Origin of the sequence: Dehalobacter sp. DCA (assembly GCF_000305775.1) — a bacterium.
Classification (GTDB): Bacteria; Bacillota; Desulfitobacteriia; order Desulfitobacteriales; family Syntrophobotulaceae; genus Dehalobacter; species Dehalobacter alkaniphilus.
Genome location: NC_018866.1, coordinates 2482459 through 2507004 on the forward strand (window position 1 = coordinate 2482459; position 24546 = coordinate 2507004).

A 24546-nucleotide genomic window follows, 5' to 3' on the forward strand; every position below is an offset into this window, starting at 1 on the left:
CAAACATATATAATATTGTTTAAGCTTTGGGCAGGTCTGTGTGTCACAATACTGCTTTTCGGCTGATTGCGTCCTCCTGACGAGCAGCTCCTTGCCATCCATGGCATCGCTGCACTAGGCCCTCCATGGCCGTCGAAACAGCCGCGCTTCGCAATCCGTACTCCGCTTGACGCTGGCTATCCATTACGAAGACTGGTCTGGGGTTAGTGTAATCTTTAATGTTAGCGTTACTTTGGAATGGTTCTACTAGATAGAAGTTCACCGAGAATCAGTGGGAAAAATGACGCGGCAGCGTGATCGTAAATGTTGTGCCTTTCCCGATCGCGCTTTCCGGCGTAATATGCCCGCCATGCAGTTCCACGATCTTCTTAGCGAGCGAAAGTCCGAGGCCGTTGCCGCCAAGCGCGCGCTCACGGGCCTTGTCCACTTTATAAAACCGCTCAAATATATGGATCTGGTCTTCCGGCGCGATCCCGATACCGGTATCGGCAATCCGGAAGCACACATCCGTCTGATCCGCTTTTAAAACAACCCGGATCACACCGCCCTCCGGCGTAAACTTTACGGCATTGTGCAGCAGATTCACCCAGACCTGGGACAAGAGTCCTTCGTCTCCTTGGATCGTCAGTTTTTCCAGGTCCGCCTCCAGCGCGATATTCTTGGCGCGCCACTGTGGTTCCAGCATCAGGGCGATATCCGCCAGCTGCTTGTCGAGCCGGTATTCATTCAACGATAATGGCTCGCCGCCGGTTTCCAGCACCGACAGTTTCAGGAGGTTTTCGCTTAAGGCGGACAGCCGTTTGCTTTCAGCTTCAATGATGCCCAGATAGTGATTCCGCTGGGCGGCTGTCAGCGTGTCGTTTTTTAATAAGGCAGCAAATCCACTGATGGAAGTCAGCGGTGATTGGATCTCATGGGAGATATTGGAGATGAAATCCTGCCGCAGCTGCTCCATCGAGCCAAGCTCTTTCGCAATTTTATTGATCCCCTCCGCAATATCATCGTAAAAAAATTCATCCTGCGTATCAATAAAAACATCAAAATCGCCTTGGGCAATCCGGGTCATGGCGTTCAGCAATTGGTTATGCGTGGCGCGATGCTTCTCGAGGCCATGGGTACGTCTGATCGCGATCCATCTGAAAATAGAGGCCGAACCGATGAATAAAATCATCCCCGTGAGGCTGGCAATAAGCGACGCCCAGAAGTGCGGCGGCGTGCCGGTCCAACGGTAAATCAGGGACACAAGGCCATACCCTGCAGCAAAAAAGCAGCCAAAAGCAAGGATGAATGAGATTAAGGCAATCGCTGCCGGCGGGCGTTTCGGCCGTTTCGGCTGCTTCATCCAATCACCTCCAGCCGGTAGCCAAGTCCGCGCACGGTCGTGATCTTAAAGCCGGACGGTATCTCCGGGAAACGGTCGCGCAGGCGGTTCACATGGACGTCCAGGGTCCGTTCGTTCCCCTCAAAATCAACCCCCCAGATATCCTCAATCAACTGATTGCGGGAAAATGTTTTGCCGGGAAAGCTTGCCAGCTTGAAAAGCAGTTCAAATTCTTTCATGGGAATATCCTCGTGCCCGCCGTTTAATGTGATGCTGTAGCTGTTCTTGTCGATCAGGACATTGCCAATCTGAATCACTTGGGAAGCGTCAATTTTATAACGCCGCAGCAGCGCCTGAACCCGGACGATCAGCTCATCGCCCTCAAAAGGCTTGGTCAGATAATCATCAGCGCCAAGTCCGAAGCCTTTCACCTTACTCGCCAGTTCCCCTTTCGCCGTCAGCATCAAGACCGGCATGTTTTCGTAATAGCGCCGCAAATGACGGCAAAGCTCAAAGCCGTCCATGTTCGGCATCATGATGTCGATGATCGCCAGATCGGGTTTATCTTTCAGCATCTTTTGCAGCGCGTCACGCCCGTCTGCCGCTGCACAGGCTTCAAAACCGTTATTCTGAAGCAGGGCCAGTACAAGCTCACGAATATTCGGATCGTCGTCCACAATCATTATTTTACTCATATTTATCACCAATTCCGCTCATTTTTCCCCTTGATACATTGCCCATTGGATCAAATCATTCTCATTTTGTCATCGTAACACGTCAATGTAAACGGAGATTAAACGAGCGAAGTTTCATTCTTTAGAAACCGCTAAAGGGAGTTTTGTGACAAAAGAATTGATCTTCCCATATTATACCATAATACTCCTATTACTTTCACATTTGATTATTTTTGGCAGTAATGAGTTTGTAACAAAATGGCGCCCAAATGGCCGCCATTTTGTTTATTTATCCTGCTTTTTCTTTATTGCAGCAGATCTTCAAATGCACTGATGAATCCACCCAGGATCGCATCTGCGAATTCGTCGTCCATGGTAATTGTCCAGCTATTATTATTCTTCACAAGATTCACTTCAATTGTAACTGTTGTTGTCTGGTCCTCATTGGCAATGGCGTCAAATAAGAGCTGCTGTATCACCGTTTATGGTTGAAGATAAAGTATTTCCGTACCCTTTCAATAACCGAATAAATTGTATGCGCATACTCGAAATAAGAAGGAATCCAGCTGTCTAGGCAGCCGGATTCCTTCTTATTATCGATACGACTACCAATGACCTCTATGACCCAATATTATTATATGACTTGTCTACCATAAGTGTTCAAATTTTACAAGTTCCTTAAAAAACATTTCCATTAAATTCTTTAATTCATTAATAACATCAATAATCTCAAGTTAAATCCTCATTTTACTCTTTGCCTTTAAGGTTATAAACCTTTTGTCACGATTGTCAGGCTTATCCCATATGATGCCAATAAAGTACAGGAAAGATGGTATCAATATGAGTGATTTGCTGACAGAGCGTACGCCGCCTGTCATCGCGGCTGAAATCAATACGATTAAACAACAAACCAATAAAATTCTGCTGGCCAGCGCCGTCGAAGTAGGAAAACGTCTGAAGGAAGCCAAAGCGCTGCTGCCCCATGGGGAGTGGGGCAAGTGGCTGGAGGAATCGGTAAGTTATTCTCAAAGATCGGCCAATTATATGATTCAGCTCTTTGAAGAATACGGGCCTAAACTGCTTGCTTCCCAAGACATGGACGTCAGCTCAAATTCGCAATCGATTGCGAATTTGACCTACACCCAGGCCCTCATCCTTCTTGGGCTCCCGGTAGAGGAACGGGATGAGTTTATCGTTGAGAATGATGCAGGCAGCATGAGCAGTCGGCAGCTGCAGCAGGCAGTATCTGTGAGGAACCAGGAGCTTGCCGGGAAAGAAGACGAAGACCTGCAGAAAGTCTGTGCTGAGCAAAAAGATAAAATCTCCAAATTATCAGATGAGCGCGATCTGGCGAAAAAAGAAGCCACGGATAACCTGCAAGCCGTATGGGCCGAGCAGGGAAATGTTTTGAAGCTGCAGCGGAAGCTTGACGTCCTGGAAAATGAAAATACGGCAGCCAAGCGCATCGCCGAGATAGAATACGAAAGCAAGCTCTTAAAGCTCAACCTCTCCATGAGCCAGGCAGACGCCCGCTTTGATCTGATAACCAAAGGACTCGATGATCTCTTTATCGCCATCAAAGAAATGGCCGCAGCGGACCCGGATGCTTGTAAATTATATATCACCCATGCCAATCAGTTGATGTCTAAAGCGATGAACAAGCTAAAGCGCTTCGAGAAAACGACCATGGCAGCTCCAAAAGTTCCGAAAGCTCCGGAAAGTCCTGAAAAAAATTAATCTCTTTCCTGAACCCTGGAAAACAATGGGCATATACTAAAAAGGACATGTTCTTCGGACAAGCAGGAAACTAGGAAAAGAGGTAAGCTTATGACTTTAGTGGTAAACACGTTGGATTCCGTGCTGGCAACCCGTTATCAGATAGGGATTACCGCCGGCGGTGGCCCGGTTCTCAAGCAAAAAAGCCTGACCGGCGTTAAAGCAACGGCAGCTGATCAGGACGTATACGATGTGGCTGTCGCTTTATCAAGCCTGGTGGATTATCCATTGGCAGATATCCGCCGCCTGAATATTTTCGAGCTGGCCGATGAGTAAACCGACCGGAGCAAATAATTCCAGGGTGGTGACAGAGCATGGCAATAACGAGCCAGAAAGTTTTAAGAATGGTATTTACGACCGTAGGTGGTAAGGCGTTTACCATTACCCTTCCCCAGCCAAAGGCAGGCCTTACGCTTGCCCAAGTCGGGACGGTCATGGACCTCATCATGGCAAAAAACATTTTTGCCACTTCCAGTGGGGATCTGGCAAGCAAGAGAGATATTAAAGTGGTAGATACTACCACGGACGATCTCTTCGATCCCCCACAAGAATAAAATACTCCAGATAAGCTGTCCGGGGAGCATGGCTGGTTTCAAGGCATCATTTCGAGGGATTGGCGGCCGCAAGGCCGCCCTCGTACAACTGTTTTTCTAAATTTCCAAATTTTTTCACAAATATTTAGTAAATTATGTTAAAATATATTTGTAATTTTCTAAAATCGGAATTTTTAGCAGTTGAATCAACTTCATATATTTATCCATAATTTGAACTGTTATTTTTGAAGGAATAACGGTTCTTATGTTGTTAAGGGGTTTCGACTTTTTTATATAGAAATTTACAATTTTCAACACTCAAATAGGCTCATTCTTTACTATACTAGGGAGATGTTGCGTTGATAAGAGAAAAAATAAAAACAATTGGAAGAATCCTATTACCTATCGTAATTATTTTGTTGTTATTTTCATCTAATACTTTTGCCCATTCAGGAAGAACTGATTCAAACGGCGGACACAGAGATAACAAAAATGCTAGTGGATTAGGTTATTACCATTATCATCATGGTTACGGCCCTCACTTACATCCTAATGGAGTCTGCCCATATGAAACACCAGAAAAAACAACAATCCCCGAACCTGTTGACGTTAGCTCTGTAATGATCAATTCTATGGATAACACTGTATTAGAAGTTGGAAACAAAACTGTATTAAGTGCTACTATTTACCCTTCAGATGCAGAGAATAAATCTATTACTTGGTCATCAAGTGATATCAATGTTGCTATAGTTAGTGAAAATGGTATCGTTACAGCAGCAAATCCTGGTTCCGCGATCATAACAGCTAAATCAAGTAACGGAAAAACAAATAGTATCACTTTAAATGTTGACGAAAAAGCAGAGCCTGTTTCAACAGTCACTGAAGAACAAGCTTCATCGGAACAAAAAACTCAAGAAATGACAGACACAAATAGCGATCAAAATGAATCCGGTTCTTCTGTTCTCGGCTATGGTGTTGTAGCTGCCATTGCAGCTTGGTTTCTATTAAGAAAAAAGAAAAAATAAAGAACTCCTATAAATTAACTTAACCATGATCCCCCGTTTCGATTTTTTAACAACTGATGAACAAAAAAAGACCCTTAGGGGGCTTTTTTTGTATGGTCCTGTTATTATGGAACCTCATTTATCTTTATTTCCTTTCTGATCCGTTCTTTAATATCCCGGCACATTTGCTCCGTTCCGATTCTCTCCCATTCATTTGCGATCTTTTCCGTAACCATCTTGGTAAGGGCTTCATCGATCACCGGATCGTGGCGATTCTTCATCAAAAGAATGAAGATCATATCGTAAAATGAATGTTTCTCCAGCATTTCGATCATTTCGATACATTCTTCGGGTGTGGATTCGTATTCTCCTTCGCACAGCCTGCTTTGGATTTTAGGATGTTCGGATAACCACCTGACTAGCCGGATCGTATCATCCATTTGATGATGTTTGCCTTCTTGCATCATTTCCCGCTCCTCAAAAATTCTTTATGGTTGTTTGAATGATCATTATGCTTGATCGCCCCCTTTCTTTTCTCGTTTAGAATTTTTGAGCGAAATAACCGGGGTTTCTTCTTCGGTATAATTGTTTTCTCCATGCTGAAGTGCTTCGACAAGGATATCAACAGCATTTGCTACTTTAGCGGCAAGTTGAAAATACATTTCCTTGTAATCCGGCATGAGAAATACACCTCTCTCGTGTCATATCACTAACTAAGCATACAAAATATAAAGATATTATGTTGGCGATATAACAGTAACATAGGATCTTCAATACATACTTTTGTATATAAAATTTATCACCGAACCCTATTATACCTCATGTAATAAGGAGAATTGATTTATATGCACTATTCGCATAAAATCCTCACAAATTATGTTCGCGAAATTCTATGGTATAACTATCGACTATTTGCTGGGATAATGGAAAACCTTATCGTTGACCACGACAGCGATAAGCTGAATGAAAGCTCCCCACAGTCATTGTTTTTCGTAAATCACTTGCTGGGGAGCCTTTTTGATTAACTAATCCCATGAAATTCAGCTTGTATTAGCAACCTAGTATCTAATTCCGACAATAACCATTTTCTCCCAACAAAGTAATCCCTTCGGTTATTTTCTCCGGTGATAGAATTGTTGATCTTTGTAGAGAGCGGGATATAACACCCAAATGCGTTAAGCTATAGAGCCGGGGTACCACAATCGACAATAAAAAGTATTCTGAATGATGAAAGCCAAAATCCGGGTATCGTGACGATCAAAAAGTTATGCGACGGATTAAACATCTCCCTATCGGACTTTTTTAATACGGATGATTTTCGCAATTTGGAGTAGGAAATTAAATAAAACCATCGACTTTCAATGATTTTTAATAACTTATCCATCATAGAGCGACATTTGCTCCAAGGCTCTATCCGTGATATCTTTGCTCTTTCGGGATGACAGACTTAAGAATAATCGACGTATATTTTCCCCACAAGCAGCAGCCAATTTTTCAACCTCTGCCATTTCATAGATCATATAAATTTTTTTGTGTGGAGTATAATAGAGTAAAACTTTTTTGTTTTGCTTCGTGAGATTAATAATATTGTTTAATGTCCCTTTGCTTTTTCCATTCCATATCATAAAGCCATGATCGGCATTTTCGGCCATTGTCTTATCTTTGGCTGCATAAAAGTCGAACCCTTTGACCTTATCCGAGACCTCAATTGTTTGAATCGGCCAATCTCCTACGTTATTTCTGGCTTTACCTTGACTGGCATAGACAAATACATCCCTGTATTGATGCTGGAAAAAAAACTGCTGGATCGCTCGATCCATGCCATTGGCATCACCAACCAAAACGGTTTCATTTCGTTTTATTATTTTTTTTAGCCCTTCATCAACATTTTTATCAATAACCTTAATGGCTCTGGGTCCACCAATAAAAATTTTCACGGAATTCACCCCTTGGTTTTTGTCATTGCCAAAACATAAATATGATCAATATTTTTATCTTCCCTTAAAGCATTTATTCTATTTCCTTATACCTACTCTTATGTTCTTTCTCAATTTGCTGAATGCTCTTCCCCGGTGTTGGCAAATCCTCCGGCATGGTTCCTCCCAATTCTTTAATCGTTTGCCTTACCTTTTGTCCTACTTGAAAATGAGTCTGATTGGCTTTATCTTTTACTTTAATATTCTCTCTTCTCAGTTTTTCATCTGTTTGAGTAGCTCGGAATAGATTTGCCGCTAATTCGGTGCTTCCCATATGGTCGAGTATTTTTTGGCTCTTCTTTAAGCCTTTGCGTTCATGGATTTCTTTCACCCCAAAGCCGCCATACAACCCTTGGTACCCTTTATTTTGAAAAACCGCATAATCCTTTGCTTCAACAACGCCGGCCTCTTTTGCCGCCTCAGCTAAAGACTTATTATGGATAATCATCTCGTTGCGGATTGCTAAACGCTTCTGTTCTTCATTCAACTGATCATAGTTCTCAATTAATTCTTGCTGACGTGTCTTTACGGCAAAATAGGTTTGTCCAATTGCAATCACTTTTTTTCGAGAGTCTCCATTTTGAACAATTAAATAACATGCATAACGGGAAAGCATTATATCTTCTATCTCTCGTTCAGCACCTGAACCGATATCAACCATTTTGCGGATCTCCGCAAAATGGTCTGCAACAAGATAGCCGCTATTTTGGCAAGCGATCTTTGCACGCTCTATTACATCGGTAAAACTCCTCCATTGTTGGTATTCCAATACAACCTTTAACTCTCTGGCATACCAAAACTCAATACCCTCTGTAGTCAAATGTTTGATGGACTCAAAAGTTTTTTCAGAATATTTTTCAATCTCAGTCATATGAGCTTTCCTCCTCTGAGACAATTAAATATCGAACATATGTTCTAGTGGTATTTTATACCACATTACTCAGCATGGCAAGAGAAATATTTTCGTTTTAGGGCTTTCTATGTATATTTGTTCTGATTGTGAATATGAGAATAGACTCCTTGTTCTAGCTTTCGTATAAGGTAGCTATAGCATGTATTCTACGCTTCATTTCTGTGCGGATATGTAACGGCTCTAAACACTCGCATTTATCCCCGAAACTGAAAAGAATATTGTAGTAGTATTCGTTCTCTACGAAAGGAAAACTAACAATGTAATGCTCATCACCGTCTGGCGAAAAGTGTTCATAAGTGCAATAATCAAGCACCCTGTCCATGACAGATTTATGAATACGAATTTTGATTTTTGTTTGCATCGTTGCCAAAATATCAGTAAAATCCAACTGCGGTTTTTGATAATCTCGTGGCGTAAAAAATTCCTCTTGTATTTGTAGGTTTGATGTGCGGGATAGTTTGAATAGGCGAAAATCATTTCTTTTATGGCAATACCCTTGCCAATACCAATGACTACTTTTCAATACAAGCTGATACGGCTCGGCTGTTCGTGCGGTTTTATTTCCGTAGCGGTCTGCATATTCAAACGAAAGTAGCTTACTTTCCTGTAAAGCTGTTTTGATAATTTCTAAATATGGTTGTATGTTCCTGTTGCCCATCCACGGACTTAAATCTATATATATTTGATTTGCTTTTAATTCAATGTCTTTCGCTCTATCGGCGGGGATAAAACTCTTGACTTTCGCAAGGGCGTTTACCAGTTCATCACCTCGTATCATGTTGGAAAGACTGGAAAGCCCCATCAAGATAGCGGAAAGGTCGGTAGTCGAAAAAACCTTTCTATCAATCTTGTATTTCTGCATGATTTCAAAGCCGCCGCCCACTCCCGATGTTGCGCGAACAGGAATACCCGCCAGGTTGATAGTGTCTATGTCGCGGTAGATTGTGCGGGGTGAAACTTCAAACATATCTGCTAACTCCTGTGCGCCTATACGCTCTTTATCAAGGAGTATCATAATAATGCTAACAAGCCTGTCAACCTTCATCTGATAGCCGCCTTCAAAATTTTTTTTATCATTATGGATTGTTGCCACACTGTTGTCAACAATTACACGGTACAATAAAATAGCAAACAAATCAATCTACCTATCAGGAGGAGACACTATGCAGAAAAAAGCCTTAGTAATCATTGATATTCAAAATGACATAACAAAAAATTATAAGGATATTATTGACAATATCAATAAAGCGATTGATTGGGCAGTCCATAATAATATTCATGTTATTTATATAAGGCATGAAAATTTGTCAGCCGGTACGAGGACTTTTAAAACCAATACATATGGGTCTGAATTAGCTTCAGACTTGAAAATAGTATCAAAAAATGTTTTTACAAAATACAAAGGAAACGCATTAAGCAGTGAAGAATTTGCAGACTTTATTAGTAAAAATGAAATATGTGATTTCTACATAACAGGAGCAGATGCTATTGCTTGTGTTAAATCAACCTGTTACAACTTATGCAAAGCAAATTATGGCGTTAATGTCCTATCAGATTGCATTACCAGTTATGATAAAAGGAAAATTGACGAAATGCTGCGCTATTATGAAAGTAAAGGCAGTAAAATCATTCGTTTAAATGACTTGTTACCAAAGCGGGACCCTGGATATTCCCAGTGTTTCGTTGATTAAGCTTGAAAATATAACGGAACAAGCATCATCGTAAGCTGCTTGTCTATCATGGTTCATTCGTCCTTACCGTCTTTACCCTTAAGGTACTTTGCCATTTCTTTATCGAATTGCGAGATGTAGTCCTTATCCTGCTGAAAGCGGAACTGCCCGTAAATGTCTTCCGCTTTTTTTACTGCATCCTCATGCGAAAATTGACCCTTTATCTTTTAAGACTTTTCGTCGGTTGCTCTGTAAAAAATGATCCGTTTCGCGCAGCCAGTCCATCATGCTCATCGGTACTTCGTCCTCAGCCATTAGTTCTGCATAATCAATAAACATGGTCAAGATGCGGTTAAGACGCGTAAGTTCCTTTTCATTAAGATAGTTTTTCGCAACCCCCACATCACGCTTGATAATCTTTCCATCCGGTGCTGCTTTCCATGTAGTCAGTCCCATTGTAGGATGCTCAAGCGTGACCCGCTCGGCAATTAATTCTGCAGCTGTCTTTCCGGTTATAGCATAATGGAGCTTGTTCTGCACAAAAGAATAGAACTCCCGGGTAGAACTGCTGTCTTTGTCATAGTCGTAACTGCATTGTTCGAACACATCGGCAATCTTCTGGTACGCTCTTCGCTCACTGGCTCGAATCTCGCGGATACGTTCCAGCAATTCATCAAAGTAATCTTTGCCGAAAGGCTTGCCGTTCTTCAAAAAATCGTCATTCAGCACAAACCCCTTTTGGATATACTCGTGCAGCGTTTTAGTGGCCCATTGACGGAAGCGTGTCGCCTTTTTTGAGTTAACACGATATCCTACAGCGATGATCATATCCAAACTATAAAATTCCACCGTACGCTTTACAGTTCGGCTGCCCTCTTCTTGAACTATTTCCATTTTGGAAACAGTTGCTTCCGCAGTTAATTCTTCATCTTCATAAATATTATTAATGTGTTTACTAATAGCGGCGACGCCAACTTCAAACAGCTCCGCAATTGCTTTTTGCGTCATCCAGAAGTTTTCGTCCTCATAACGTACCGAAACCGTCACATTGCCGCTGTCCGTCATGTACAAAATAATTTTATTTTCCTGTCTCATATTAGATTACCTTCCGAGTTTACTTAAATATTTATCGGTCAAAGAGCCATTCTTTATTCGTTCATCATCCATTACCCAGCCTTTAATTGTATAATCTTTGGCGATTTGATTAACCCATTTACGAAATTGCACAGCTCTTTCGGAGTTGACCTTAAAGCCAAGGGCAATAATCATCTGTAAGGCATAATGCTTAGTATCATAGGTCTTTCCATCCGCAGCAGTTATTCGAAAATTTCGAATAACTGCACTCTCTTCTAACTCCGAGTCAGCAAAGATCCTTTTGATATGGTAGTTAATCGTGTGTGTTTCTACGTCATACAAAGTAGCCATCAACTATTGTGTGAGCCAGATATTCTCATCCTCATAACGCATTTCAACGCTGTCTTGATCATCACCAACGCTCGCGACAAAAGTCAGGTACTCAGCGGCGGAACTACGAATATTAATTTCTTTTTTCTTCCCATAGCTTCTATTCCTTCCGCTCTATAGCAATAAAGTTTGATATCCACAGATTTGCAGAAGCCAGTAAATCTATATCCATTATAGAAGAACATACGTTCTTGGTCAACCAATTAATTCCATGAGGCAAAATACAGTCATACATTATTCTTTCTTTTCAAAATAAAGCTCCGGCAAAGCAATTCTGATCTCAGAATCCGCGTTTTCTTTTTTCCAGTAAACAATAAACCGTATTTTTGCTGTATTGGGCAGATAATACAATAATTCCTCCCATTTCTATAAATCCTGATTTAAAGCAGCCCTTTATTTTAGATATAAAAGAACACCTCCCAGATTAATAATAAAATGAGAGGTGTCCAATAAAACGGATTATTAAGATGATATATGTTGCACATTATATCATTGTCTATTTCGTATGCCGCTTATTCTTTACATTCTGAATTCATCACATCATCTTCCCGCTTTATCAGAAAAATTTTTGGTTCGGGGCTTTCTATGTACATTTGTTCTGTTTGCTGCTGAATCTCCTGCAGCTGTTCAATGATAACAGTTACTTTGTTGAATAGTTCCGTATACATCCTCTTGTAATCCGCCAATTTGTATCACCTTAATAATCAAATATTTTCTTTACTACGGTTACTTGCTATCAAATAATTTTCACAAGATACCACTTGGTATCTATTTTACTTTTTCTTCCTGCTAAAATCAATAAAAAATGGATACTATATAGTATCACGGCAGGAGGGACACGCAGTGCAAAAAATATTACAAGATGTCCATATTGGCGCAAATATACAACGTTTGAGAAAAAGCCGCGGCTATTCTCAAACGGATATGGTAACTAAGCTACAATTATCAGGCCGTTCCATGTCAAGAGCAAATTATGCCCATATTGAGCAAGGGGTTAGGAACATCTATGTCAGCGACCTGATTTTATTCAAGGAGATTTTTGATGTTGACTTTGAGGAGTTTTTTAAGGGGTTAACCCCCCAAAAAAACTAGTAACAATTTGATCCTCAATCAATTCTTCTCTCAATTCATTCCTGAGTTAAGTCCGGCTTCTATCTTCCTGCATCTTAAAATAAACTGTGCAGCGTCAGGAATATCCTCTGCGCTGTAGTTACAATGTGATGTTATAATAGACGAACAACCTGCGAATAATTAGGCCGCTCAATTTTAATGTTGTCGAAGCCGAGTAATGAAATCCAGTTCAGTAAGTTCGCAAGTAATTGCTTAACTTCTTTTCGATACGGCTTCGGATCATTTATTAATGCGTCATGGAGTTTGGCTGTCAATTCGCCGAAGTATAGCTGCTGATTATTGCTTGCCCGAAGTGTTGACATAAGCCACTTGAAGCCTCGGCTGGACTGAAGAGCCCTAACTATTTCTGATTTATCATGATCGCCGACTGTCAGCCCAAGCATCAGATAATCGTCAGCATTGATTTCAAACGGTGTTTTTGTCTTTGGGAAATCGTGCGTAAAGAGCGTTGTTATATCATCTCTAATCATATTGACTATGTCATCATCCCACTCATTCATTGACAAATGCCCGTTATTCACACATTCAACTTGCTTTTTCATCCGCTCGTAGAGATTATCTGTCATTAGCGTTGACTTGTCGAACATCGCATTTATCATAACCAGCTCGTCTGGGTCAACCTCAGCAAGCATAGCCATCTCCAGATTACTTTCCTTAGCTAGACCTATACCTCTGGATGTTAGATTTGCGCTGCCGACAATCCATCTCTTCCGGTCGAAGATAAAAGTCTTCGCATGTAGGTCAAGCAGTATGTACAGATCCCATCCGTATTGCTTACAATAAATATAGATGTCTAAATCTGTAGCTCCACTCAGAATATCATCTAAACGAAACCGTACCATCAGACGTTTCGTGACCGGAGCCGAAGATACTTTTGAATCAACATATGCTAGCGCGGCAGTCTTGCAATATGCGGATATGATCTGGAGGTTATCACTGACCTTCGAAAACTCTTGTTCTAAAACAGTCTTTATTCTGTCGTGATAGATAATCTCATACATAGATATCTCCCGCTACGATTTGTTTCCGACTTGCTCATTTATGTACCTTCGGAGTTTTTCATTCCAGGTTGTTATGAGCTCGTCAAATGCCTCGCGGTCTTTCTCGCTTGCTTGATCAATTGTAATAACCAATGATGCTAGAAAAAGCTCAAAGGCAGTTTTGAAATCGGGATCATCTTCCAAACGTTGGACAAAGTTCGTGTAGAACACATGCGCTGTATTGATGATACAACTCGCTGTCCCTAAGCCTTCAAGATTATAGTCAAAGAAATGGTTGCGCCCGTTGTTCTTATAAATAAAATTGATTTTGTTTGACAAGTAGACGTCGATAATCTCATCCGACGGTTCTTCACCCGTCTGATGAGTTATAAAATCGTGAGCGTCATTGCGAACTTCTTCCTCTGACTTTCCTCCGCGCACCTCTTGACTGTGCGATGGTTCAGTAGACCCTTCCTCGGCCGCATTAACTATTTCTTCTGCCTGTGATGTTTCAGTCTGAGCAGTACGCGCCAACTTGCGGATATCTTTATTTCTGTTATACATCGCACTGATTGTATCGCTTATAAATCTCCGTAACTGTAGCCAGAGCGGCTTTAACTCATCATCCTCGTATTCCTCATCAGGGAGTTCGATAAGCTCGACGTGTTGTTTATTATTAGAGACACCAAAAGCTTCGTCGAGTTCAGGTTCAAATGAAATTTCACATCCCCACCATCGGTGTTCCGGCTTGTTTCGATTGGTGTAAAAATCGAATTGACCAAAGTCGATCTCTCGACCAGCACGAACCACAGAAATGCCCTCGAGCTTTTTTACATGCCCACCCATGGCAGTAGCACCTGGATCTTTCTTTATTGCAGTGATGTCATAAAACTCACGGCGAACAACAGAAAATGTGAGGGTTACTGTGGATTGGCGGATTTCTTTCGTGTCACGATCTTGATATCGAACAGGTACTCTCATAATACCATCAGGATAATCGTCATTTTTAAAAGGTTCAAACAGAGGCTCCGTAAAGGCAATATTATCACGCTCTCTGATTGTTCCAGGAGAATTAAAATTTCCCAACACAAGGTTTGGCTTCATAAGTAAGAGCGGATCGTTCGGCATCACCTGTCTATCTATGGTTTCATTTTGAGTGTGACGCAAATAAATGCTCTGTATCCCGGACTGAATTAGGTGCCTAAACTTCTGCCCTAAAGCAAACTCAAGCCTTTTGAAAAGCGGCATAACAGTTCCGGGACTGACGTTATCGCAGTCCTTCCACACGACGAGCGTACCGCTTTGACTAAAATCGAACTGCTTATGATTATCATCGGAGTATTGCAAGTAGTCGGAGTACTTATCAGGAATATCAACCGCTTGCGGCTCGTCAAACTCGGTTTGGATTCCTTGTTGGATAAGGTTAATGTCAAGATATATCATCAGGCAGTTTCCGACTCCGCCTTGCCACGAATAGACCTCTACCCTTGGGCAAACATGAAGCGAGGCTTGTGGCAAACCGACACCGAACCTTCCCATTCCCCGCCTTTCTCGGCGGGTGCTTGAACCAATCTGCAAACATGTGTCTAGGGTTTCTCTGTCCATCCCTGTTCCATTATCCAGGAATGCAATCTCTGTTACAATTCTCCTGCTCGCATATGATGGCAAGGTATCAGTTACAATGACAAAGACATCTGTTGCTTCAGCCTCGATAGAGTTATCGATGATCTCGGATACTGCGCTTTCGATGTTCTTGTATCCAGTGTTCCTGAGGGCATCTCCGTATTGCTCTATGTTTATAATCGACTGGCTCATACTTTCTCCTCCTGATTATGCTCGCTCTTTATGTCGTAATTCCAATAGTTCTCAAAGAACCTGAACGCCGATGATTCGTCATACTTTTTGAGGTTGTCTTCAATATCGACAAGTAAGCAAGTTTCGTTGCCTCCCATCATCGGTCCTCGGAGACCGCGTCCGATCATCTGACTATACAGGACGACGGATTGTGTTGGTCTAGTAATAAAAACACATTTAATATTCGTGGCATCAAACCCCGTAGTCAACACTTCAAAGTTTATTAGGATATTAAGGCCGTCTTCTCTATCCTTGAAGCGTCGGATCGCCTGTCTTCTCATAACAGGATCCATGTTTCCGAATACACAGGCATTATTGATGCCTTGCAGAGTAAGCGCTGCCGAAAGTAATGACCCATGCTCAACCGAACAGGCAAATACAATCGTGGGAATTTTGTCTTCATTCAAGTGTATCAGTTTGTCGAGGATCGATAAATTTCGGCTTTTATTCCGCCCTATCGTTTCAATGAACTTTTTTGAGTAATCGTCGTATCCATTTGCGGTAGCCTGAATTCTGAGCTTTCTTAACTCTCGTTCGCTTAGCGATTCAGGGTAAGTAATACGTTCGCGATGTATCTTTGCTAAAATCTGTCGAGACTGAAAATGGCGGATTATATCTGTTTCATTTTTGGCATTAAGTGCCTTAACCCTTGAAAGGTTGATGCTGTTAATAATTTCAGGGTCGATGCCGATAATTCTGCCTTCGAACATGTTTACTAAGCGCTGAATGTCTTCGTTGTCGGAGATGTTTCTGCCCGGTGTCGCCGTCAGCCCGATTAATGAGCGGTCGGACATATTGGGTTTTCGAATCATCAGTCCGTTAATCAGCTTTTTGGTTTCTGTAGCCGCTGCTTTATGCGCTTCATCTACGACAACAAGACGGCAATCCTCAACAAGACGATTAAATACCTGCGGTTTGCTAGCAGCTATAGACATGAGCTTTTGAAAACCGCAGAAAAGAAAGCCGGAAAGCGGTTCTCCATCGTCGGGAATATCAAATTTACCCCAGAGCTTATATGTCTTTACATCGCCCTTACCAAGATGCCGCCAAACAGAAATGAATGTCTCATAGGCTTGATAAAGCAGCTCTGTTGTGTGAGCCAGCCAAATAACCAAGCCTTGCTTATTAAGGTTGATATTAAAATGGTGTACAATCGTGTGCATCGCTGTTTTTGTTTTACCGGTTCCTGTGGGCATTTGAACCAGCATCCTGACTAATGGGGTATCAGACATAAGTTCATTAAGGAGGCGTTGTTTGACCACAAATTGGTAATCTAGCAGCTCAAAGAAACGTTCCGGAGCTGAAATGCACGCAACTGCGTCCTCTTCTGAATTCTCTTGTTGAAAAATATCTTCTGTAATTCCTAGCAATGAGAGCAAATGATCGTTTACATTGTCTTTACGCCATGAACGAGCAGCGACAAATTCGACTATTTCCTTCAAATCAGTTGATGCCTGATATTTCTTTGGCATTACATCGCGAAACGATAGTATGTCGTTTTTTCCCAGTCGAGTGAGAAATAATTGCCGAAAAGACTTGTCCTTCAGAATCGTTACACCATGTATTGTAGCAATCATATCTGCCAATGTGGTCTTCTTAAATAACGACTGATCATTTGGTGTCCATTCAATCAGCATGTCAGCAAGATTATTTCCTAGAAGAGCTTTCAACTCGTCCGTTGCATATGTTGACAGCACCTTCTTGAATCTGGTTAAATCCATTTCTCTTACCTCAACTATTCTCTAGGATATACTCTAATGCAGCTTCAAGCTGTACGAAATCTTCGTCAGTATTAAAATACCCGACGCTGAATCTCACCGTTCCGGAGGGGAAAGTCCCTAAGAAGCGGTGAGCATCCGGAGCACAATGTAGCCCAGAACGGACAGCGATGTCTCGTTCGCTGAGTATCTGCCCAATGTTATCACTACTATATCCCTCAAAGACCGTTGAAACGACACCAATGCCTAGTGCAGGGTCAAGCGGTGATACAATCTTAATGTTACTATACCTTGAGAGCAAATCAACCAACCGCTTGTGGTTTTCATTTTCCTTCTCGAAAATCGTATTTATTCTGACACGGTCAATCCATTTTAAGGACGCATTTAGACCTGAGATTGCTTGTATGTTTGGGCTTCCGGATTCATAGCGGTCAGGCAGAACATCAGGAAGTAAAGGGTTTGCTGAATCTGTTCCCGTACCACCATAAAGCAGCGGTTCCAGGCGGAAATCAGGGTTCATTATGAAACCGCCTAAACCCAGAGGTCCGTAAAGCGTTTTATGAGCGGCGAATACTGCATAATCAATGTTATTGTTATTGAGGTCGGTATCAATGAGACCCATTGTCTGGCACATATCGATAACGTTCGTTGCGCCGTATCTCTTTGACTGAGTGCAAATTTCAACAATAGGAGCGATCACACCACAAACGTTACTTGCATGACTTATTATGACTACGTTCGGCCTGTTCTCGGCGAACTGATACTTGATCTGCTCAAGGTCATAATTATAGGTCTCCTTATTAAAGGCAAGGGTGATCACATTGAACTTGAAGGTCTGCGCCGCATAGTTGATAACCCTTGTAACCGCGTTATGTTCGAAGGGAGATACGTATATGTTGAGGTTATCCTTGCAGATGAGACTCCGCAGAATGAGGTTTAATGCTTCTGTCGCTGAAGGTGTGAAAATGACCGTTTTGTTGTGGCAGCGGTTGAGGTCGAGAAGTAGTCTGCGGGTTTCGGCAACGAGCGCCGCGGCCTTAGCTGCCAGTTTATGCTGACCACGCCCGACATTCACGCCGCATTCACGGTAGAAAGTATCCATGAACTGATAAACTTCTTCCGGTTTAGGAAAAGTCGTTGCGGCATTATCAAAATAGGCGGTCATAGTATTCTCCTCATTTTTATATGTCTATTTCAAGTTGGTTTGCGGCTTCTACTTGTGTCATTTGAACCGCACTTGCGTAAGCACTGATAAGTCTCTTTTGCTCATCTGGCAATAACAGGTTTTTATCATAATAATGAATTAGGAGTAACTCTACAGCCTTATGATGATTCACAAGCATCTTATGGTTTTTTCTATCCCACAGGACACCACCCCATTGGGCAGAATTAATATTTAGTTCAATTTTATTCATTTTCCTTGCTATGTCCTCGAAGCTATTTTCTGTTTTTTTATGGATAACGAGAATGGATTTAACGAATGGAATTAGTGCAGCTGGTCTAAAAAGAAGGTTTCCTCCATTTCGATTTCTAAAATTAGTTGTATTTGCGGGATTACTAATATAACTCTTAATATCATCGATTTCGCTGACTAGACTATCCCAGAATTCTCTACATAAGATTTCAAATTTAGATAGTTGTTCATCATTTGGTCTAAATCTTATATACTCTTTTGCCTTTGTTCCACCTTTTACTTTTCTTCCATCAGGATCTTTTACCTCAACATTAGCCAGAAAGAGGTTGAGCAGTTCGTAATTGCTTTCATAAAAAGTAATTATCGAAGTAAATGCTTTAGTATTGCTCTCTGGTATAGCTTTTCCTTTCGCATCAAGAATCCTTTCGTTTTCAAATAGAGGAAAAGATTCTAGTAGATTACGTGAGACAATTGCAACACAATCATCTTCATCTAGAGCAATAATATCTCTCTTCGATACAGGTTTTGCATATCGGTTTAAAGTGCTGAATAACCGCCTCGCACGTTGCATGCCTGTTTCGTCGTTTTTGTGACCAATAAAAATGACAGATATACGTTCTGATACAAACTTATCACTCTTTTTTAAAACCTCTTTTATGCCTTCTACTCTGTGTTGTCCATCAACCGGAAAAATCTTTTCATCGCCAGTCAATTCAAGCAATCCAATGTCATAATATTCCTCATCGGCACCAAAGTCTAGACGGATCTCATGCCACTGTGGATCACCGTCATATACGGCTAAAACTAATGAATTAAAAAAACGCTCTTCCTGCTGCTCAATGTAGGTTGCTATTTTCTTATAGTTATCGGTAATACTTCGTTGAAGCATTTCTCGAAGGACAGTTGATTTATGAAGCTCATCATCAACTGGTTTAACATACTTCCTTACTTGCTCAAATGTCATAGTCGAAATATAATAAACCCATACTCCAATCCTTGCCCTAATTGCAGGAATTTTCATAGTCCTTCCCCCTTACACTGAGAATGCTTTGACGGCTGTCCGAATTTGTTTATCTGGGATCATATCATTAAATGGCGGTAATACCTTATTAATGATCTCCGATTCTATGGAATCAATAAGGTCATTATCAGTTAATGGTAAATACCTAACATATAGGTATTGCCCCCAGCCTTCAATCATTCTTTTTACCTTTGGCCTAGACTGCTCTTTTATATACTCCTTGCATCTTTTTCTAAGGTTCTGGTTATAAGTATAATGCGCACGTCCCACGTACAATAAATAAAAGTGTGAGTTGGGAATTAAGTTTGGTTTTGCGACAAAGAGATAAATTCCTCCTGTATTGGTAGGGAGATCGCTCATCTCAGAGTTAAGATCGCCATCTGCAGCAAGGAACTTCGCCTCAAGCCAAACTTGCGTTGCGTGAAGCTCTGCCTTTATTTTTGCATCAAAATTATCCCAAAAAAAAGAATTTAAAACAAAATCAACTTTTGAAGTAGGTATAGAGCTTAGAATGTCTATCTCTTTCATTTGCTCAACCTCTCCAAAATATCAATCAATACTTGGCGTTTCTCATGCTCGCTGATCGACTGTCCCATTTCTTCAATAGCTGTTTTGATTTCATTAAGGAGCAACTTTGCACGGTCACTGTAGGCCGTCTTGTTAAATCGCTTTACGACCCCAACACCATCAGCATCTGTAAAGATGATTTCATACGATGATGTTTTTTGCTTATCTGAATCAGTTTGGGCATTAAAGCCCTCGACAGTTTCTTTGAATGCTTGCAAATCCCTCAGGAAAATATCTACCGTATCACTATTCCAATCATCAATTCGCAAATAGGTGACTGCTTTAGTAAGGCGCTGTATGAAGGAGTTCTCATCATTTGTTACCGTCGCCATCAGTTCAAGAATTTTACTTTCGCTGCCGAAAAATAAGTGCTGCCTCGTTCTCTCGCTTAAGGTTTCGTACCAATCCTTAATGGTGGACGCCAAACTTCCGTTTGACTTTCCACTTGCAAACAACGTTTTGACCGCGTTGTTCAAGTAAACAATCAGATTTTTAACAGCGCCATCATACTCGTCCTTGGTTGCTTTGATATTATCGACAACATTCACGTTGAATGTCCTATATCCGTAGGTATCGAAAATCTTTTCAAACAGGAATTCGCGCGGATTGACGTTCATCTGTTTGAGGCTGCCTAAAAACTTCCTCCGGTCTTGCGCGATCTTTTCCGGTTTATTGTTTTCGCTATACTTCTGCGTTGATTCTTTGGCGAACTTCGGTAAGGACAGATACCAGCGGTTCATGGCGAGAAACAGATAGGTAAAGCTGTTATAGGCTTTCTCACGCTCGGTGACAAATTCAGAGAAGACTTCTTCTAACTGTGCCATGTATTGCGCCTTTTCCTCATTCCAATTTTCGAGGATAACAGAGTATTCGCTCGGTGACTCATTAATATCATTGAGCAACTCAGGTGTGATCTTAACCTCGTTGCCGCGATATAGGATCACAAGGTTGTTCTTATACAAATGAAGTACGAGGGCGATGTATATAGGGATTACACCATACTTCAATCCGAATCCGTTTCTATGGAGCGTAAGCGTATCATATAGAGACTGAAAGCTTACCCCATCATGCCTTGCGGCATTCTCTGTGAAAAAAGTGCTAATCTGAGTAAGCAGATCCGTCATCCTGTTATCTGCAGGCTGGAGCTGAATCCTAGGATCGGTATCTGCGTTTTCAAGCACTCCTGTTTTTATGAGGGTGCTACGCATAATGGAGACATCCTGACCTGTACCCGAAAGACCAATATTGGGGGCAAGTTCGTTTGCAAGCAGGCCCGCTAGTATTTTGGTGCGACTGTTGATTGCAACGGTCGGAAGATCATTCTTATTGATCGACTCATTGTTGATGATGGGTGTTCGATTAAACACTGCCCCACAGATATCCGAGAGCAAGCCTGACAGTTGTGCCTTACGCCGAAAGATGTTCTGATTCGCATTATAGAAGTAATATGCGCTACCCTTTTCGGGCCTTGCATAGCTGTTGATGAAGCTACCTACAACATCCGATAAATCCTCAACGTATATGGCATACTCATCATTCAATATTTCGTCTCCCGACTCTGCCGCTTCATTTTTGAGATATGTGACCGCCGCATAGTCGAGTGCATCCTTCGTAATGTCTACCCACTTTTTCGGAAGGATAAAGACGATACGCTCGTGGGGATTATTATCTGAGAGTATTGCTTGGCGCAGCTTCTCGATTTCATCCTCACTTCCGGGAATAATAGCGTAAATAACACCGTCTGCATTGCTACCAGAGATTTTTCTGTCCCAATCTGTGATAGCCCAAAAATCTTTACTGTCAATAAAAGTAAAGTCAAAATAACGGATTATATTATTCGCATCGTTATAGGCGGTCGGGTACATATAGCTATCAAAGGCAGATTCATTGAGAATTTTTGTAGCCGTCGTGACCGACAACCGCTGAGCCTTATACTTGGCGATTTCCTCCTGTATGTCAACACCGCTTGTTTCCTTGATCTTAAGATAGTTGTTGCTCCGCTTGAGATAAACCACACAATCATTGTCGATTAAGTCTTTGAGGGTAAGATCGATCTCTTTTGTGGAACTAAACGAATCGCGGTAAGCGTCAACGATCACGTCTACAACAGGCGGCAACTTCTCAAACTGCTCTACCAGATAAATAAGAGCGATGGTCTTGATGATCTTTTCGTGCAGCGGTTTCCCTTCCACTCTCCGAAGGACGCTCGCCGTCAGCTTATATATCTTGTGAGCTTCGCTTGTGTACGGCTCTTTTCTGAGTAGAGGCTCAAAGTAGTCATAGATGTAGTCAGGCGTGAGCAATTCAAAATCTCCAGCCGAAGCAATGAAGTCTGACAGCGTATGCTTTTCATCCGCAGACAAGAAAGTAAACAGAGTGCGTTCATTCTGCGCTACCTTCTCAGACAGGCGTGGCAGGATGAAAGTTGAAATCGGGTGCAAAGGATAGCAGCCCTCAATTGCGGTCGTAACCTCATCCTGATTGTTCTTATCAAGCAGTCCGTTTTTGATGAAACGATCCTTGAAGTCACCAAAACGTAATCGGTTTGCTAGGAGAAACGGCTCCCACAACGCTGGATTCTTTTTTATGACCGCCGATATAATCTCATACATCTGTGAATAGTTATTATGGAGATTAACGTGCTTAAATCGGCCGGACACACCGCGCCAACCGTCCACCTTATCTTTCGGAAGGTTGCTATCGATGTAGTTGGCGATATCTTTATGGCTTATGAGCATGAGGTGCATTTGCGTATTGCCGCTGCGATTGCACTTTTCAGCGAAATCCTGCAAGAGCTTAATGTCGCTGTTTGTAGCTGAGGCGATGCTTGATTCAAGATACTTGCTGAATTCATCGTATATCACATAGACGCCGCAATACCCCTTGTCCTTCAGCTTGACAGTGATATTCTCATAAAGATCGACAATATCAAAGCCCAGGAAGGGATTGAACATGCTGCCAGATGTCAACGTCGGATATACCTGCGCAAACTCTTCGTAAGCATTCACGTCGTATTCGTTAAGGGCGAGTATGAAATCGCTCACGGATTTGCTGAGCGTAGCTTTCAGTTTTTTATATGTATCGTGATACTCATCCCGCCATTTCTCAATCTGATTAACCGCTGCTTTGAAATGTGTCTCGGGCATAAGGTCAGAAAAGCCTTCTTCACTGAGGGCTTGCTGGATGGCACTTAGAAAAGACTGCGTGAGGCTCGTACTACTGCCGCGCACTACGATTGGAAGTATCTTCTGGTCGCTGTTTATGTACTCAATAGCAAATCTGTAAAGATCGGGATTGCTTGCTTTCATCTTTTCAAGAAGCGCGCCGAACAGAGCCTTACCTGTGTCTTCACCTTTCCGGAAGAGCATAGACAGTAAGACCAAAATAATATGGGATTTCCCTCTGCCGTATGCGCCGATAAGTATCCTGGCTCTCTGTGTTGAAGTCGGCACTGTAGAAAGCAGCACGTCCTCAATCACGTCAAGAGACGACATAGTCGGAATAAATCCCCGAACCTTATCGTCATTATTCAGGTCATAGGCGATATTGACAGAGGTTTGAAACCCCTTGGATATTTCAATCAGTTCTCTCATGTGCTAAGCTCCTTGCGACCTAATCATCCATTGATTTCTCTGTAATATTCACTCACGCAATCGTAGAAGTTCCAGTTAGTCAGTATATTTATAACATCCAGCCCCGCCGTCCTATTCACCTTGATATGGCCGAGTATTTCAATCTTATATAGAAGTGACGTTAGGCTTATGATGTCAAGGTTAAAGGCTTTTCCTGCATTTCCGTTATCATTCTGGATACTGGATATGCGGACTTCTTTCTCACCGCGAGCCTGGTCAACGAGGACGGCAAGCAGAATCAGAGGATGAAGCATGTCCTTTTTCGGTGCGCTCTTGCGATATATCTTTTGTCTGCCTCCGCCTTTCTCCGTTCCCACAATATCGATAAGCCCGAGCTCTCCGAGGGGGCAATCAATATTGCTTTCGGGCTTGACCTTTTCAGAATTTGACTTCATGCGAGAAACATAAGTGTTGATTATACAGTTGAAGTCGTCTTCAATTGTCCTCATAGGCTTTTCGCCTTCATCGCTGTTGCGAAGGAACTTGCTTATCTGCGCGAGGAAGTCCTCCCGCGTGAACTCAGTCATTTTGAATTCATTGAAGAAATACCACCACGCCGTAGCCTCTGTGTCAGTCGCTTCTTTATCGCGGACGAGCATATAATGGAGCAACCACAATGTCCCCGTTTCTTCGAAGTACGGATCATTCGCTTGGATAATCCTGCCTAGATCAGTGGGCGTCTGTACTCTTGGTCCTGTGTCAGCCTCTCCGGTCAACCCGACTGCCACCATCCAGTAGCGTAGGGCTTTGACCATGTTTGCGCCAATGCCAAGTACGTCCATAGGGTTATTTGTCTTGCTGATAAATACATCAGAGGAGGCGAGAACACTTCGCATTCCCTTAGAGAGCCAACCCTTTCGGATAAAAAATGTATCATGAGCGCGGAATTTCATATATT

General features: G+C 42.0%; 24 protein-coding genes and 1 pseudogene. 7 read left to right on the top strand and 18 right to left on the bottom strand.

The annotated features are described in order from the left end of the window. Window positions 1–268: 268 nt before the first annotated feature. Window positions 269–1342 (bottom strand): ATP-binding protein, encoded by a 1074-nt coding sequence (locus DHBDCA_RS11970; protein ID WP_015044476.1) that lies wholly within the window; start codon window positions 1340–1342, stop codon window positions 269–271. Then, a complete protein-coding gene (locus DHBDCA_RS11975; protein ID WP_034379249.1) occupies window positions 1339–2016 on the bottom strand; it encodes a response regulator transcription factor in 678 nt (225 codons plus the stop codon). Before DHBDCA_RS11975 ends, DHBDCA_RS11970 begins: the two co-directional genes overlap by 4 nt. 819 nt (window positions 2017–2835) lie before the next feature. Here DHBDCA_RS11975 and DHBDCA_RS11985 point away from each other — a divergent pair. The 4 genes from DHBDCA_RS11985 to DHBDCA_RS12000 all read left to right on the top strand — a co-directional run bounded on the left by DHBDCA_RS11985 (window position 2836) and on the right by DHBDCA_RS12000 (window position 5329). Then, entirely contained in the window at window positions 2836–3732 is an 897-nt protein-coding gene (locus tag DHBDCA_RS11985) for a DUF3102 domain-containing protein (protein ID WP_015044479.1), read from the top strand. A 90-nt stretch (window positions 3733–3822) separates the two neighbouring features. Beyond that, window positions 3823–4047 carry a DUF1659 domain-containing protein gene (locus DHBDCA_RS11990; protein ID WP_015044480.1) on the top strand — a complete coding sequence of 75 codons (225 nt, stop codon included), beginning with the start codon at window positions 3823–3825 and terminating at the stop codon, window positions 4045–4047. Between the two features lie 38 nt (window positions 4048–4085). Beyond that, window positions 4086–4325: a DUF2922 domain-containing protein gene (locus DHBDCA_RS11995; protein ID WP_015044481.1), complete on the top strand. Its 240-nt coding sequence runs from the start codon at window positions 4086–4088 to the stop codon at window positions 4323–4325. Window positions 4326–4663: 338 nt separating this feature from the next. Next, window positions 4664–5329 (top strand): Ig-like domain-containing protein, encoded by a 666-nt coding sequence (locus tag DHBDCA_RS12000; RefSeq protein ID WP_015044482.1) that lies wholly within the window; start codon window positions 4664–4666, stop codon window positions 5327–5329. A gap of 104 nt (window positions 5330–5433) precedes the next feature. Here the strand turns inward: DHBDCA_RS12000 and DHBDCA_RS12005 are convergent, their stop codons facing one another. After that, on the bottom strand, window positions 5434–5775 hold the full coding sequence (locus tag DHBDCA_RS12005; RefSeq protein ID WP_015044483.1) for a hypothetical protein: 342 nt from the start codon (window positions 5773–5775) through the stop codon (window positions 5434–5436). Between the two features lie 42 nt (window positions 5776–5817). Further along, the gene (locus DHBDCA_RS15495; RefSeq protein ID WP_015044484.1) at window positions 5818–5988 is read right to left on the bottom strand and encodes a hypothetical protein; all 171 of its coding nucleotides are present in this window, start codon (window positions 5986–5988) and stop codon (window positions 5818–5820) included. Window positions 5989–6528: 540 nt separating this feature from the next. Between DHBDCA_RS15495 and DHBDCA_RS15960 the strand changes: the two genes are divergently transcribed. After that, window positions 6529–6642, top strand: a complete 114-nt coding sequence (locus DHBDCA_RS15960; protein ID WP_343205477.1) for a hypothetical protein — start codon at window positions 6529–6531, stop codon at window positions 6640–6642. A gap of 42 nt (window positions 6643–6684) precedes the next feature. On the opposite strand, the gene DHBDCA_RS12015 is transcribed toward DHBDCA_RS15960, so the two are convergent. From DHBDCA_RS12015 to DHBDCA_RS12025, 3 genes are all read right to left on the bottom strand, one after another. After that, on the bottom strand, window positions 6685–7245 hold the full coding sequence (locus tag DHBDCA_RS12015) for a hypothetical protein (protein WP_015044485.1): 561 nt from the start codon (window positions 7243–7245) through the stop codon (window positions 6685–6687). Window positions 7246–7318: 73 nt separating this feature from the next. Continuing rightward, a complete protein-coding gene (gene dinD / locus DHBDCA_RS12020; RefSeq protein WP_015044486.1) occupies window positions 7319–8155 on the bottom strand; it encodes a DNA damage-inducible protein D in 837 nt (278 codons plus the stop codon). Window positions 8156–8309: 154 nt separating this feature from the next. Beyond that, window positions 8310–9242 (bottom strand): helix-turn-helix transcriptional regulator, encoded by a 933-nt coding sequence (locus tag DHBDCA_RS12025; protein ID WP_015044487.1) that lies wholly within the window; start codon window positions 9240–9242, stop codon window positions 8310–8312. 118 nt (window positions 9243–9360) lie between these two features. On the opposite strand from DHBDCA_RS12025, the gene DHBDCA_RS12030 reads away from it, so the two are divergent. Continuing rightward, entirely contained in the window at window positions 9361–9888 is a 528-nt protein-coding gene (locus tag DHBDCA_RS12030) for a cysteine hydrolase family protein (protein WP_015044488.1), read from the top strand. A gap of 180 nt (window positions 9889–10068) precedes the next feature. Here the strand turns inward: DHBDCA_RS12030 and rhuM (DHBDCA_RS12035) are convergent, their stop codons facing one another. The 3 genes and pseudogenes from rhuM (DHBDCA_RS12035) to DHBDCA_RS15500 all read right to left on the bottom strand — a co-directional run bounded on the left by rhuM (DHBDCA_RS12035) (window position 10069) and on the right by DHBDCA_RS15500 (window position 12017). Continuing rightward, window positions 10069–10962 carry a RhuM family protein gene (rhuM, locus tag DHBDCA_RS12035; protein WP_015044489.1) on the bottom strand — a complete coding sequence of 298 codons (894 nt, stop codon included), beginning with the start codon at window positions 10960–10962 and terminating at the stop codon, window positions 10069–10071. A gap of 27 nt (window positions 10963–10989) precedes the next feature. Beyond that, window positions 10990–11409 (bottom strand): annotated as a pseudogene (gene rhuM / locus DHBDCA_RS12040) (RhuM family protein); the annotation flags it as partial. 434 nt (window positions 11410–11843) lie between these two features. Next, window positions 11844–12017, bottom strand: coding sequence for a hypothetical protein (locus DHBDCA_RS15500; RefSeq protein WP_015044492.1), 174 nt, complete (start codon window positions 12015–12017; stop codon window positions 11844–11846). Window positions 12018–12174: 157 nt separating this feature from the next. Between DHBDCA_RS15500 and DHBDCA_RS12045 the strand changes: the two genes are divergently transcribed. After that, window positions 12175–12423 carry a helix-turn-helix domain-containing protein gene (locus DHBDCA_RS12045; RefSeq protein WP_015045379.1) on the top strand — a complete coding sequence of 83 codons (249 nt, stop codon included), beginning with the start codon at window positions 12175–12177 and terminating at the stop codon, window positions 12421–12423. A gap of 131 nt (window positions 12424–12554) precedes the next feature. Here the strand turns inward: DHBDCA_RS12045 and DHBDCA_RS12050 are convergent, their stop codons facing one another. The 8 genes from DHBDCA_RS12050 to DHBDCA_RS12085 are packed head-to-tail and all read right to left on the bottom strand — an operon-like array spanning window position 12555 to window position 24541. Beyond that, a complete protein-coding gene (locus DHBDCA_RS12050; RefSeq protein ID WP_015044494.1) occupies window positions 12555–13463 on the bottom strand; it encodes a phospholipase D-like domain-containing protein in 909 nt (302 codons plus the stop codon). Window positions 13464–13475: 12 nt separating this feature from the next. Further along, window positions 13476–15257 (bottom strand): ATP-binding protein, encoded by a 1782-nt coding sequence (locus tag DHBDCA_RS12055; protein WP_015044495.1) that lies wholly within the window; start codon window positions 15255–15257, stop codon window positions 13476–13478. Beyond that, the gene (locus tag DHBDCA_RS12060; protein WP_015044496.1) at window positions 15254–17017 is read right to left on the bottom strand and encodes a DEAD/DEAH box helicase; all 1764 of its coding nucleotides are present in this window, start codon (window positions 17015–17017) and stop codon (window positions 15254–15256) included. Before DHBDCA_RS12060 ends, DHBDCA_RS12055 begins: the two co-directional genes overlap by 4 nt. 10 nt (window positions 17018–17027) lie before the next feature. Beyond that, the gene (locus DHBDCA_RS12065) at window positions 17028–18179 is read right to left on the bottom strand and encodes an aminotransferase class V-fold PLP-dependent enzyme (RefSeq protein ID WP_015044497.1); all 1152 of its coding nucleotides are present in this window, start codon (window positions 18177–18179) and stop codon (window positions 17028–17030) included. A 16-nt stretch (window positions 18180–18195) separates the two neighbouring features. After that, window positions 18196–19449, bottom strand: coding sequence for a DNA sulfur modification protein DndB (locus DHBDCA_RS12070; RefSeq protein WP_015044498.1), 1254 nt, complete (start codon window positions 19447–19449; stop codon window positions 18196–18198). Between the two features lie 12 nt (window positions 19450–19461). After that, window positions 19462–19977, bottom strand: a complete 516-nt coding sequence (locus tag DHBDCA_RS12075; protein ID WP_034378071.1) for a hypothetical protein — start codon at window positions 19975–19977, stop codon at window positions 19462–19464. Next, window positions 19974–23609, bottom strand: coding sequence for a hypothetical protein (locus tag DHBDCA_RS12080; RefSeq protein WP_015044500.1), 3636 nt, complete (start codon window positions 23607–23609; stop codon window positions 19974–19976). Before DHBDCA_RS12080 ends, DHBDCA_RS12075 begins: the two co-directional genes overlap by 4 nt. Window positions 23610–23632: 23 nt before the next feature. Further along, complete coding sequence (locus tag DHBDCA_RS12085) at window positions 23633–24541, bottom strand: DUF4007 family protein (protein WP_015044501.1); 909 nt, start codon at window positions 24539–24541, stop codon at window positions 23633–23635. Window positions 24542–24546: the final 5 nt, after the last annotated feature.

Excerpts from the sequence above, each read along its gene's own strand:
- DHBDCA_RS12080 (WP_015044500.1), bottom strand. The coding sequence starts at position 23,609 with ATGAGAGAACTGATTGAAATATCCAAGGGGTTTCAAACCTCTGTCAAT.
- DHBDCA_RS12085 (WP_015044501.1), bottom strand. The coding sequence starts at position 24,541 with ATGAAATTCCGCGCTCATGATACATTTTTTATCCGAAAGGGTTGGCTC.
- DHBDCA_RS12025 (WP_015044487.1), bottom strand. The coding sequence starts at position 9,242 with ATGAAGGTTGACAGGCTTGTTAGCATTATTATGATACTCCTTGATAAA.
- DHBDCA_RS12070 (WP_015044498.1), bottom strand. The coding sequence starts at position 19,449 with ATGAAAATTCCTGCAATTAGGGCAAGGATTGGAGTATGGGTTTATTAT.
- rhuM (WP_015044489.1), bottom strand. The coding sequence starts at position 10,962 with ATGAGACAGGAAAATAAAATTATTTTGTACATGACGGACAGCGGCAAT.
- DHBDCA_RS12065 (WP_015044497.1), bottom strand. The coding sequence starts at position 18,179 with ATGACCGCCTATTTTGATAATGCCGCAACGACTTTTCCTAAACCGGAA.
- DHBDCA_RS15495 (WP_015044484.1), bottom strand. The coding sequence starts at position 5,988 with ATGCCGGATTACAAGGAAATGTATTTTCAACTTGCCGCTAAAGTAGCA.
- DHBDCA_RS12060 (WP_015044496.1), bottom strand. The coding sequence starts at position 17,017 with ATGGATTTAACCAGATTCAAGAAGGTGCTGTCAACATATGCAACGGAC.
- DHBDCA_RS11970 (WP_015044476.1), bottom strand. The coding sequence starts at position 1,342 with ATGAAGCAGCCGAAACGGCCGAAACGCCCGCCGGCAGCGATTGCCTTA.
- DHBDCA_RS12055 (WP_015044495.1), bottom strand. The coding sequence starts at position 15,257 with ATGAGCCAGTCGATTATAAACATAGAGCAATACGGAGATGCCCTCAGG.
- DHBDCA_RS11975 (WP_034379249.1), bottom strand. The coding sequence starts at position 2,016 with ATGAGTAAAATAATGATTGTGGACGACGATCCGAATATTCGTGAGCTT.
- DHBDCA_RS11985 (WP_015044479.1), top strand. The coding sequence starts at position 2,836 with ATGAGTGATTTGCTGACAGAGCGTACGCCGCCTGTCATCGCGGCTGAA.
- DHBDCA_RS12075 (WP_034378071.1), bottom strand. The coding sequence starts at position 19,977 with ATGAAAGAGATAGACATTCTAAGCTCTATACCTACTTCAAAAGTTGAT.
- DHBDCA_RS12050 (WP_015044494.1), bottom strand. The coding sequence starts at position 13,463 with ATGTATGAGATTATCTATCACGACAGAATAAAGACTGTTTTAGAACAA.
- DHBDCA_RS12005 (WP_015044483.1), bottom strand. The coding sequence starts at position 5,775 with ATGATGCAAGAAGGCAAACATCATCAAATGGATGATACGATCCGGCTA.
- dinD (WP_015044486.1), bottom strand. The coding sequence starts at position 8,155 with ATGACTGAGATTGAAAAATATTCTGAAAAAACTTTTGAGTCCATCAAA.
- DHBDCA_RS12030 (WP_015044488.1), top strand. The coding sequence starts at position 9,361 with ATGCAGAAAAAAGCCTTAGTAATCATTGATATTCAAAATGACATAACA.
- DHBDCA_RS11995 (WP_015044481.1), top strand. The coding sequence starts at position 4,086 with ATGGCAATAACGAGCCAGAAAGTTTTAAGAATGGTATTTACGACCGTA.
- DHBDCA_RS11990 (WP_015044480.1), top strand. The coding sequence starts at position 3,823 with ATGACTTTAGTGGTAAACACGTTGGATTCCGTGCTGGCAACCCGTTAT.